Annotated in this window: 12 protein-coding genes; 9 read left to right on the top strand and 3 right to left on the bottom strand. The window is 63.0% G+C overall.

Annotated elements, in window-relative coordinates:
- The 9 genes from EN964_RS11185 to EN964_RS11145 all read left to right on the top strand — a co-directional run.
- A partial coding sequence (locus EN964_RS11185; RefSeq protein ID WP_127276357.1) for a DUF2291 family protein occupies nt 1–208 on the top strand: 208 nt, incomplete at its 5' end.
- Nucleotides 205–1,746, top strand: coding sequence for a sugar ABC transporter ATP-binding protein (locus EN964_RS11180; RefSeq protein WP_127269796.1), 1,542 nt, complete (start codon nt 205–207; stop codon nt 1,744–1,746). The genes EN964_RS11185 and EN964_RS11180, both read left to right, overlap by 4 nt.
- 26 nt (nt 1,747–1,772) lie before the next feature.
- Nucleotides 1,773–2,903, top strand: a complete 1,131-nt coding sequence (locus EN964_RS11175) for an ABC transporter permease (protein WP_127268473.1) — start codon at nt 1,773–1,775, stop codon at nt 2,901–2,903.
- A 38-nt stretch (nt 2,904–2,941) separates the two neighbouring features.
- Entirely contained in the window at nt 2,942–3,883 is a 942-nt protein-coding gene (locus tag EN964_RS11170; protein ID WP_013533072.1) for a D-ribose ABC transporter substrate-binding protein, read from the top strand.
- A 96-nt stretch (nt 3,884–3,979) separates the two neighbouring features.
- The gene (locus tag EN964_RS11165; protein ID WP_127268472.1) at nt 3,980–5,539 is read left to right on the top strand and encodes an FGGY-family carbohydrate kinase; all 1,560 of its coding nucleotides are present in this window, start codon (nt 3,980–3,982) and stop codon (nt 5,537–5,539) included.
- Entirely contained in the window at nt 5,536–7,053 is a 1,518-nt protein-coding gene (locus EN964_RS11160) for a glycerol-3-phosphate dehydrogenase (RefSeq protein ID WP_127268471.1), read from the top strand. The genes EN964_RS11165 and EN964_RS11160 overlap by 4 nt, the downstream gene beginning before the upstream one ends.
- A complete protein-coding gene (locus tag EN964_RS11155) occupies nt 7,053–7,991 on the top strand; it encodes a sugar phosphate isomerase/epimerase (RefSeq protein ID WP_127268470.1) in 939 nt (312 codons plus the stop codon). The genes EN964_RS11160 and EN964_RS11155 overlap by 1 nt, the downstream gene beginning before the upstream one ends.
- Before the next feature lie 57 nt (nt 7,992–8,048).
- Nucleotides 8,049–8,816, top strand: a complete 768-nt coding sequence (locus tag EN964_RS11150) for a triose-phosphate isomerase (RefSeq protein WP_127269794.1) — start codon at nt 8,049–8,051, stop codon at nt 8,814–8,816.
- Nucleotides 8,817–8,849: 33 nt separating this feature from the next.
- Complete coding sequence (locus tag EN964_RS11145; RefSeq protein ID WP_013533067.1) at nt 8,850–9,287, top strand: RpiB/LacA/LacB family sugar-phosphate isomerase; 438 nt, start codon at nt 8,850–8,852, stop codon at nt 9,285–9,287.
- Nucleotides 9,288–9,312: 25 nt separating this feature from the next.
- Here EN964_RS11145 and dhaL read toward each other — a convergent pair whose 3' ends face one another.
- The 3 genes from dhaL to EN964_RS11130 form a co-directional block, all read right to left on the bottom strand.
- Nucleotides 9,313–9,954 carry a dihydroxyacetone kinase subunit DhaL gene (gene dhaL, locus EN964_RS11140; RefSeq protein WP_127269792.1) on the bottom strand — a complete coding sequence of 214 codons (642 nt, stop codon included), beginning with the start codon at nt 9,952–9,954 and terminating at the stop codon, nt 9,313–9,315.
- Between the two features lie 27 nt (nt 9,955–9,981).
- On the bottom strand, nt 9,982–10,989 hold the full coding sequence (locus tag EN964_RS11135) for a dihydroxyacetone kinase subunit DhaK (RefSeq protein ID WP_127269790.1): 1,008 nt from the start codon (nt 10,987–10,989) through the stop codon (nt 9,982–9,984).
- Between the two features lie 130 nt (nt 10,990–11,119).
- Nucleotides 11,120–11,465: nucleotide-binding domain containing protein (locus EN964_RS11130; protein ID WP_281059556.1), on the bottom strand; the 346-nt coding region annotated here is incomplete at its 5' end.

The raw sequence follows: 11,465 nt of genomic DNA, 5'->3' as shown, positions 1-11,465 counted from the left end.
CACCGGCAAGATCACATTCGGCCAGTTCACCAACCAGATCGAATACCAGGACGCCGGTTCGGCGTTGAACAACGAGATGAAGAAGGAAGTCCTGGCCAAGGTCGACACCAGCACCTTGACCGGCAAGACCGTATCGGTGGTAGGCGCATTCAAGCTGGTCAACCCGAAGAGCTGGCTGGTCACTCCGGTGAGGCTGGAGGTCAAATGAGCGCGGCTGCAGACACCGGACCCGCGACCGGCGACGCCGTGCTTTCGGCGCGCAACATCGTCATGTCGTATGGCGGCGTTCATGCGCTCAAGGGCGTCAATTTCGACATCCATCGCGGCAAGGTCACGACGCTGTTCGGCGAGAACGGCGCCGGCAAGTCGACGCTGATGAAGATCCTGTCCGGCGTCGTCACGCCGACATCCGGCGACATCGTGCTCGACGGCAATCTCGTCAGCTTCTCCTCATCCTCGGACGCGCGCGATCGCGGCATCTCGATCATCCACCAGGAACTCAGCCTGGCGCCGAACCTCAGCGTTCGCGACAACATCTTCATGGGCCGCGAACTGCGCACCAGAACCGGCCTCGACTTCGCCGAAGAATCGCGCCAGGCGCGCGCGCTGATGGCCGATCTCGAAGAGGACATCGACCCGATGACTCTCGTCGAGGATCTGCGCCTGGGTCAACAGCAGATCGTCGAGATCGCGCGGGCGCTGTCGGTCGATTCACGCATCCTCATCATGGACGAGCCGACCTCCGCGCTCAGTGCAACCGAGGTCGAGGTGCTGTTCAAGGTGATCCGCGATCTGACCAGCCGCGGCGTCTCCATCGTCTACATTTCACATCACCTCGAAGAAGCGCTGCAGATCACCGACTACGCCGTTGTCCTGCGCGACGGCGCCATAACGGCAACGGCCGAAGCCAGGGACATCGACCTCGAGTGGATCGTGCGCAACATGGTCGGCGAGAATTTCGATCTCGGCTCGCCGCCGACCGGTCATGCGTTCGGCGAGGTCGCCCTTTCGATCGAGGACGTCAGCGTCGTTGACACTTCGGGCTCGGGCTATTCCGTCGTCGATCACCTGTCGCTGGACGTCAGGGCCGGCGAGATCGTCTGCATCTATGGGCTAATGGGCGCCGGGCGCACGGAATTGCTGGAGGCCGTCGCCGGACGAGTGCCGATGGCGGGCGGTCGCGCGCTTCTGGAAGGCGAGGACGTCTCGGGGTTGAGCATTGCCCAGCGCATCTCCAGAGGGCTTGTGCTGGTCCCCGAGGACCGCCAGCGCGACGGGCTGGTGCAAACGATGACCGTCGGCCGCAATCTCTCGCTTGCCAGCATCGAGGCGTTCGCCAAGGGGCTGTTTCTGTCCCGTTCCAGGGAGCGAGAGCTGGTCGAAGACTCGATCCGCAAGGTGACTGTCAAGACCGCAGGTGGCAACGCCATGATCGGATCGCTGTCGGGTGGCAATCAGCAGAAGGTCGTCATCGGCAAGATGCTGACGACCAAGCCCAAGGTCATCCTCCTCGACGAGCCGAGCCGCGGCATCGATGTTGGCGCCAAGGCCGAGGTCTTCCGCTTGTTGAGCGAACGCGCCGCTCAAGGGCTTGCGGTCGTCTTCTCGACCTCTGAGGTCAACGAATGCCTCAGCATTGCCCACCGCATCGTCGTCATGCGGCGTGGCAGGATTTCAGCTGAATTCGGCGCCAACGCCACCAAAGAGCAGATCATGGCCGCCTCCGGCGAAGCCGTGGTCGCCTGATCACCAGAATTTCGGAGCCCAGACCCATGACCGACGTCAGCCAGGCCAGAAAACAGTCCAGTCCAAGCGCGAGCGAAGGCTTCGATCTCGCCAAGTTGCTGCTCGAGGGCCGGGCCTTCTTTGCCCTGATCGTCATCATCGTCGTCTTCTCGATCCTGTCGCCCTACTACCTCTCGGTGGCGAACTTCCTGACCATGGCTTCGCATGTCGCCATCTTCGGAATCCTCGCGATCGGCATGCTGCTCGTCATCCTCAATGGCGGCATCGATCTGTCGGTGGGGTCGACGCTGGGTTTGGCCGGCGTCGTTGCCGGATTCCTGATGCAAGGGGTGACGCTGACCTGGCTGGGCGTCGTTCTCTATCCGCCGGTCTGGGTGGTTGCGGTGCTGGCCTGCATGCTGGGCGCGGTCGTCGGGCTGATCAACGGCGTGCTCATTGCGCGCTTCAAGGTTCCGGCGTTCGTCGCCACGCTCGGCGTCATGTACATGGCGCGCGGCCTGGCGCTGCTGATGACCAGCGGCCTGACCTATAACAATCTCGGCGGCAAGCCGGAGCTCGGAAACACCGGCTTCGATGCGCTTGGCTTCAACCGCTTGTTCGGCGTGCCGACGGGCGTCGTGGTTCTCGTGGTCATCGCGCTGATCGGCAGCATCGTGTTGAACCGCACCGCCTTCGGGCGCTGGCTCTACGCCTCGGGCGGCAACGAGCGCGCGGCCGAACTGTCCGGCGTTCCGGTCAAGACGGTGCAGATTTCGGTCTATGTGCTGTCAGGCATCTGCGCCGCTATTGCCGGCCTGATCCTGTCATCGCAGTTGACGTCGGCGGGACCGACCGCGGGCACCACCTACGAATTGACGGCCATCGCGGCCGTCGTCATCGGCGGCGCGGCACTGACCGGCGGCCGTGGCAACATCCGCGGAACCCTGCTCGGGGCCTTCGTCATCGGCTTCCTGTCCGACGGTCTGGTGATCATCGGCATCTCATCCTACTGGCAGACAGTGTTCACGGGCGCGGTCATCGTGCTCGCCGTGCTCCTCAATGCCGTTCAGTATCGCCGCCGTAGCAAGCTCCCAAGCGCGACAGGTGGCCAACCGACTTCTCAGAAACGGGGGAAGGCCGAACCGGCCAATCCTGCCCAAGGGAAGATTGCCAGGTGAACTGGCAGCAACACCGCGTAATCATTGGAGGAATGTACATGAAAACCATGCTGAAAAGTCTGCTCGCCGCCGCGATGGTCGTCGGGTTCACGGCCGCCGCGTCAGCCGCGGGCCTGATCTCGATCATCGTCAACGATCCGGCCAACCCCTACTGGCTGACTGAGGGCAACGTCGCCAAGGCCGAGGCCGAGAAGCTTGGCTATACAGCCAATGTCGGCGCCCACAAGGGCGATACCAATACCGAAAGCAATTTGATCGACACCGCCATCACCAACAAGTCGGTGGCGATCATCCTCGATCCGGCCAACGCTGACGGCTCTGTCGGTGCGGTGAAGAAGGCGATTGCAGCCAACATCCCGGTGTTCCTCGTCAATGCCGAGATCAATCAGGAAGGCCTCGCCAAGGGTCAGCTCGTTTCCAACAACGCGCAAGGCGCTGCTCTCGGTGCCCAGCAGTGGGTGCAGGCCGTCGGCGAAAAGGGCAAATATGTCGAACTGCTCGGCGCCCCGTCTGACAACAACGCCGCTACGCGCTCGAACGGTTACGCGACTGTGCTGAGCCAGTACCCGGATCTCGAAAAGGCTGCTTCGCAGGTCGCCAACTGGGATCGTACCCAGGGCCACGACAAGATGCAGAGCATGCTGCAGGCCAATCCCGACATCATCGCCGTGATCAGCGGCAATGACGAGATGGCGCTTGGCGCGGTTGCGGCGCTGAAGGAAGCCGGCAAGCTCGCCGGCATCAAGGTCGGCGGCTTCGACGGCTCCCCGGATGCGGTTGCGGCGATCAAGTCCGGCGAACTGCAGTACACCGTGCTTCAGCCGGTCGCCATCTTCTCGGCCAAGGCCGTGCAGCAGGCGGACTCGTTCATCAAGACAGGTGCCACCGGTGCGGCGACCGAGAAGCAGCTGTTCGATTGCCTTCTCATCACCAAGGACAATGTCGACAAGTACACCGCACCCTTCGTGCTGTCTGAGTAATACCTGTACAGGGGGTGTCCTTGCGGACACTCCCTGCCTCTTCTACGAAATGACTGCCCTCGTGAACCGCCTTCGCAACCAACCGGAATTTGCGGCATGAAAGACCTGCTGATCGGCATCGACGCGGGAACGTCGGTGATCAAATCGATCGCTTTCGACCTGTCCGGGCGGCAGCTCGCCATGACGTCGGTGCCCAACAGCTTCGTCACGCTGGAAGGCGGCGGCGCCGAGCAGGACCTCGACCAGACCTGGCGCGACATGGCGCGGACCGTTCGCGATCTCGCGGCCAAGGTTCCCGACCTCGCGCAACGAACCGCAGCGGTGGCCATCACCGGGCAGGGCGACGGAACCTGGCTGATCGATGGCGAGGGCTTGCCTGTCTCGCGCGCCTGGCTGTGGCTCGATGCCCGCGCTGGACATTTGGTGGACGAGATGCGCGCCGATCCCCGGGATCGCAGGCGGTTCGAGTTGACCGGCACGGGTCTCAATTCCTGCCAGCAAGGCGCCCAGCTTGCCTTCATGAAAAAAAACTATTCCGACATGCTGGAGCGGGCGGCGACCGCCCTGCATTGCAAGGATTGGCTCTACTTCAAGATGACAGGCGAACGCGCCACGGATCCCTCCGAGGGAACCTTCACCTTCGGCGATTTTCGGTCGCGCAGCTATTCCGACGAAGCCCTCGACATCCTGGATCTGACGACGCATCGCCGCCTGTTGCCTCCCATGCTCGAAGGCACCACCGACCATCATCCGCTGTCGCGGTCGGCGGCGGCAGAGACCGGCCTGCTCGAAGGCACGCCGGTGGTGCTGGGTTACGTCGATATGGTCATGACGGCGCTCGGAGCCGGCCTCTATGATCCCTCGGGCAATGTCGGCTGCACGGTCATCGGCTCGACCGGCATACACACACGCTTTGCCGCCACTCCCGACGATGTCGTGCTGAACGACGATGGCTCCGGCTACACGATCGCCATGCCTATTCCAGGCGCCTTTGCCCAATTGCAGTCCAACATGGCGGCGACGCTCAACATAGATTGGGTGCTTGGCCTAGCGCGCGACGTGCTCGCCACGGCTGGCGGCAAGCCTTCTCATGACGAGTTGCTGAAGGCCCTCGACGCTTGGGTGGAAGCATCGGAGCCTGGTTCGCTGATCTACCAGCCTTATATATCGCTGGCCGGTGAAAGAGGACCGTTCGTCGATCCTGACGCACGCGCGGGATTCATCGGCCTTTCGGTCAAGCATGGCTTTGGCGATCTGGCGCGCGGCGTCCTCGAGGGACTGGCCTTCGCCGCACGCGATTGCTACCAGGCGATGGGCGCCGTGCCGGGCGAAATCCGCCTGTCGGGCGGCGCCGCGCGCAGCCCGTCCCTACGCCGCATCATCGCAGCGGCGACAAGGGCACAGGTGCGCACCAGCAGTCGCCAGGAAGCCGGCGCGGCAGGCGCCGCGATGATGGCCGCGGTCGGCCTCGGCGTCTATGGCTCGATGGAAGACTGCGCCGCCGAATGGGTGACGCCGCTTCTCGGCGACTGCGATGCCTATGACGAGGCGCTTTCGCAAACCTACGATGCCCTCTTCCCTTCCTTCGTTGCAGCGCGTCAGGCGCTTCGGCCGGTGTGGAAGGGCATGGCGCACCGCACAGGAGCAGGATCTTGAGCAATACAACAGATGTCGTCGATCTCTTCGTGATCGGCGGCGGCGTCAATGGAGCCGGCATAGCGCGTGATGCGGCAGGTCGCGGGCTGTCCGTCATCCTGTGCGAAAAGGACGATCTCGCGCAAGGCACGAGCTCGCGCTCCGGCAAGCTGGTGCATGGCGGCCTGCGCTACCTCGAATATTATGAATTCCGGCTGGTTCGCGAAGCACTGATCGAACGCGAGGTGCTGCTCGAGGCGGCGCCGCACATCATCTGGCCGATGCGCTTCGTTCTTCCGCACAGCCCGCAAGACAGGCCGGCATGGCTGGTCCGGCTCGGGCTGTTTCTCTACGACCACCTTGGCGGCCGTAAACGCCTGCCGGGGACAAGAACACTGAACCTCAAGACTGCGCCGGAAGGTGCGCCAATCAAGGACGAGTTCAAGCGCGGTTTCGAATATTCCGACTGCTGGGTCGACGATGCGCGCCTGGTGCTGCTCAACGCTCTGGATGCCCGGCAGCGCGGTGCCAGAGTGCTCACGCGCACCGCCTGTGTCGCGGCCCGTCGCGAAAACGGACTGTGGTCGATCGACATGCAGGATGGTCGCACGGGTTCGGTGACGAAGGTCCGGGCGCGGGCGCTGGTCAACGCGGCAGGCCCCTGGGTCAACGACATTGTCAGCCGCGTCGCCGGCCAGAATTCCACCCGCAATGTTCGTCTGGTGAAGGGCAGCCATATCGTCGTGCCCAAATTCTGGGAGGGGCGGCAAGCCTATCTCATTCAGAACAACGACAAGCGGGTGATCTTCGTCAATCCGTATGAGAACGATCTGGCGCTGATTGGCACCACCGACATTCCCTACGAAGGCAGGCCCGAGGAAGTGGTCGCCGAGGCCAGCGAAGTCGACTATCTGATCAAGGTGGTCAATCGCTATTTCAAGCGGCAGCTGACGCCACAGGACGTGGTCTACAGTTTCTCGGGCGTGCGTCCGCTCTATGACGACAATGCCGACAATCCAAGCGCGGTGACGCGCGACTATATTTTCGAACTCGACGCCTCCAACGGCAACGCGCCGCTGCTTTCGGTATTCGGCGGCAAGATCACCACCTTCCGCAAGCTGTCGGAACACGCGCTGGAAAAGATCCAGCCGTTTTTTCCGATGATGAAGAAAGCCTGGACGGCCAAAATTCCCTTGCCGGGAGGCGACCTGCCCAATGCGGACTTCGAGCAGTTCCTGAGCGATCTGCATTCCGAGTTTTCATGGCTCAGCCCGTCGCTGGTGAAGCATTACGCGCGAAGCTATGGCACCCGCGCCAGGCAATTGCTCGCTGGCGCACAGCGCGAAGCCGATCTCGGCCGCCGCTTCGGTCCCGATCTATATGAACGGGAGGCAAGGTTCCTGGCCGAGACCGAATGGGCCGGCACATCAGCCGATATACTGGAACGCCGCACCAAACATGGCCTGCATATCGATGCGGCCGAACGGAAAGCATTCGAAGACTGGTTCGATAACATCATGGCGACGGCGGACTGATGGCCTTCACGCTTTCCCTCAACACCAATCCGCTGGTCAATCGTTTCGCCGATCCAGACGATCTGATCGATGCGATCGCCTATGGCATCGGCATCCGCGACGTGCAGCTGACGCATGAATTCGTCAATCCGGGCTGGCCGGCGGCGACGATTGCCAAATTCCTGCGCCGGTTCAACAGCGCCTTGGCGCGGACCGGTGTCAAGATCACCTCCGGCATGACGGGGCCTTATGGCCGGCTCAACCATTTCGGCCACCCGGATGCGGATGTGCGGCGCTATTATGTCGACTGGTTCAAGACCTTCGCCGATATTTCCGCGGAACTCGGTGCGTCGGGCATGGGCACGCAGTTCGCCATCTTCACCCACAAGGACTTTGACCATCCGCAACGGCGGGCAGCGCTTCTCGATATCGCCCTCGAGTGCTGGCGCGAGGTGGCCGAACACGCCAAGGCGGCGGGTCTGACATACCTGTTCTGGGAGCCGATGTCGGTCGGCCGCGAGTTCGGCCACACGATCGAAAGCTGCGCCACGCTGCAAGGCGCCATCGATGCGGCGAAGCTGCCCATACCGATGAAGATGATGGTGGATATCGACCATGGCGACGTGACCTCGGCCGATCCTGCCGATACCGATCCCTATGCTTGGGCGAAAGCGTTTCCATTGCAATCGCCGATCATCCACATCAAGCAGTCTTCCATGAACAAGGGCGGGCACTGGCCGTTCACGGCCGCCTACAACAAGGACGGCCGCATAGTGCCGCAGAAGCTGCTGGACGCGGTTCGGCAGGGCGGTGGAACCGACAATGAAATTTGCCTTGAACTTTCCTTCAGGGAGAGGGAACCAGTCGACCATCAGGTTATCGAGATGATCCGCGAGTCGGTGGATTTCTGGGCCCCTCATATCGACAGCGGTCGCGACAGTCTCAAGCCCCGGACCTGAGCGAATACGTCGCCCGAAAGCCGGCTTCGGCCGCAAAAGTATCGAAGGAGAAGAAGAATGGCCCCATATTGGGTCGGCACGAGCTGGAAGATGAACAAGACGCTGTCGGAGGCGTTGCAGTTCGCCGATGCGCTGGCGGCCTTTGTGCCCGATTTCGATCTGGCAATACAGCCCTTCGTCATTCCGCCGTTCACCGCAGCGCGCCAGGTCAAGGCCGCGCTGGCCAACACCCGCGTCAAGATCGGTGCCCAGAACATGCATTGGGCCGATGCTGGCGCCTGGACGGGGGAGATCTCGCCGGTGATGTTGAAAGATTGCGGGCTGGATGTGATCGAACTCGGCCATAGCGAGCGCCGCGAGCATTTCGGCGAGGCCGATGCGACTGTGGGACTAAAAACGGCGGCCGCTGTCAGGCACGGTTTCGTGCCGCTGATCTGCGTCGGCGAGACGCTGGCTGAGCGTGAATCAGGCCGCGCCGAGGCGGTGCTGACGGCACAGGTTCTCGGCGCGCTGCAAGAGCTGAGCGGCGATCAACTGAAGGCGGAAATCCTCTTTGCCTACGAGCCCGTCTGGGCAATCGGCGAGAAGGGCATTCCCGCAAGCGCCGACTATGCCGACAGGCAGCAACAGCTGATCAAGAAGGTTGCCGCCGACCGGCTGCCGATTGCTCCACCTGTGCTTTATGGTGGCAGCGTCAATCCAGGCAACGCGGCCGAACTCATCGGCCAGCCGCATATCGATGGCCTGTTCATCGGCCGCTCGGCGTGGCAAGCGGAAGGCTATATCGACATTCTGAAAAAGGCGTCGGCCGCCATCGCGCGCTGACTGCCAAAAGACCTAGCAAAGGAGCTCATCATCATGAAGATCGCACTCGGAGCCGACAGCGCCGGCAAGCCGCTGCTCGACGTCATCGCCAAGCATCTCGCCACCAAGCCGGAACTGCAGGTCGTCGACCTAAGCCAGGCCGGATTCTACGCCGATATCGCCGCCTCGGTCGGCCACGAAATTCTCGACGGCAATTACGACCGGGCCATCCTGTTTTGCGGCACCGGCATCGGCGTCAGCATCTCCGCCAACAAGGTCCCGGGCATTCGCGCCGCATTGACCCACGACACCTATTCCGCCGAGCGCGCCGCCAAGTCCAACAACGCCCAGATCATCACCATGGGCGCCCGCGTCATCGGTCCCGAACTAGCGAAATCGATCGCCGACGCATGGTTGGCCTCGGAGTTCGATCCGAATGGCCCCTCCGCCACAAACGTGCAGGCCATCGACAAGCTCGACGCCAAGCGCTGAAAGACGCGGGGAACCCGTTACTGAGTTAACTGGTCAAGGCGACCCGCATCGCCTCGATCACGGTAACGGCGGACGCTGCGCCCGGGTCCATGTGGCCAAGCGAGCGTTCGCCGAGGCGCGATGCCCGGCCTTTCGTGGCGACCATCGACTTAGTCGCCTCCGCGCCTGCGTTTGCCGCTTGTGCAGCAGCTTCGAGACTGCCCGCCAGATCCTTGCCGGAGGTCAGCGCTTCGCCCGCTGCCTGCGCAGCCGGCGCCCATGCATCGATCATCGTCTTTTCGCCAGGCTCGGCCTTGCCGCGATCCTGAATGCCCTTGGCCATAGCCTGGAACAGGGCGACCACGTCCGAATCGTCGAGCGTCGTCTTGCCCTTGACGGCTGCCGCGCCCCGCATGAACGCGGTCGCATAGAGCGGCCCGGAGGAAGCGCCGACGGCATTCAGGAACGATTTGGCAGCGGTGTTCAGCAAGGTGGTCGGGTCGGTTGCCTCTGCATCCAGTGCGGCGACGGCATCGCGTGCAGCGGAAAATCCAAGCTCCATCGCGATGCCGTGGTCGGCGTCGCCGATAACCCCGTCAAGCGCGCACAGTCGGTCCCGGTCGGCGGACATGGCGGTTGCGATCGCCGCGAACATCGCGACAAGGTGGGCGGTGTCGATTGTCGTCATGTCTTAGTCCTTGCCACAGAAGTGGGTTTAGCCGGCGCGAAACATGGCGCAGTCGCAGGGGTGATCCAGCATCGTCTGCAACTCGCCGTCGAGTTGGTGCAGCGTGATCGATGCACCAGCCATTTCGAGCGAGGTGCAGTAATTGCCGACCCAGCTTGCGTGTATGGACACACCGATCTCATCGAGCCTCTGCTTCACGCGCCGGTTCATGATGTAGAGTTCCATCAGCGGCGTTGAGCCCAGCGAATTGACGAGCACCGCGACCTTGTCGCCGCGCGTAGGCGCCATCTCGTCGAGGATCCTGTCCAGCATCTCGTCGGTGATCTCGTCGGCTGTTTTCAACTTTTCGCGCGCGATGCCCGGCTCGCCATGGATGCCCATGCCGATCTCCATCTCGTCCGGCCCGATCTCGAAATTCGGCCGGCGGGTCTGCGGCAGCGAACAGGGCGACAGCGCCACGCCCATGGTGAAGGTGTGGTCGTTGGCCTTGCCGGCGATGCGCTCGCATTCGTCGAAGGACAGCATCCGGTCGCAGGCGGCACCGGCCGCCTTAAAGATGAAGAAATTGCCGGCGACGCCGCGCCTCTTGTGCCGCTGGTCGCGCGGTGCCGAGGCGACGTCGTCGGTGCTCAGCACCGTGCGCACCTCGATGTCGTCCATGGCGGCCATCTCGGCCGCCATGTCGAAATTCATCACGTCGCCGGCATAGTTGCCGTACATGAACAGCACGCCGGCGCCGCCGCTGACTGCCTTTGCGCATTCGAGGATCGGGTCCGGCGGTGGCGAGGCGAAGACATTGCCGATGGCCGCCGCATCGGCCAATCCCTTGCCGACGAAGCCAAGAAAGCTCGGCTCGTGGCCCGAGCCGCCGCCAATGACGAGGCCCACCTTGCCCTGGCGCGGTCCGTCGCAGGCGATGATGGAGCGTGGGCTACCCTCCACGCTTTTGAGATGGCGGGGATGGGCTGCCAGGATGCCTTCCAGCATCTCGTCGACGGCGCGGTTGCCGGCATTGATGATCTTCTTGGTCTGCACCCGGCATCCTCCCGATTTCGGCATTTTCGCAGATAATACCGGGTGTTACCGGGATTTCCACCCGGCAAGGAGCATTTCGTGCGCAGAGGTGTTCCCGCAGGCTATCACCTGGACGTAGGCGTTAGTTGTTTCAACCGCCGAGGCCGTCGCGGATGGCTGAGAAATAGCGATCGGTTCCGACCTGGCCGCCCTTGAGCGCGACCTCCAAGCCGTCGATCGCCTTGACGCGCGCGTGAGCAACGCAGAGCGGCGAACCCGGCGAAGCGGGCAGCGGCATGCGGATTGTCAGGGCATCGACACCCATCTCGCCCAGCGCGTGGCTCGACGTATCGCCGCCGGCAATGACCACGCGCCGCAGGCTCTGTTCGATCGTCAGGCTGCGAAGGATTTCTCCGAGTCCGCGGCCAAGCCTGTGGCGGGCGCCTTTCTGCCGGTCGATTTTTGCGCCCCTTTCGGCAGGGGGACCAAGCGCGGGG

The organism is Mesorhizobium sp. M7A.F.Ca.CA.001.10.2.1 (assembly GCF_003998575.1).
Lineage (GTDB): Bacteria > Pseudomonadota > Alphaproteobacteria > Rhizobiales > Rhizobiaceae > Mesorhizobium.
This window is presented reverse-complemented; position numbering and strand designations above follow the sequence as displayed.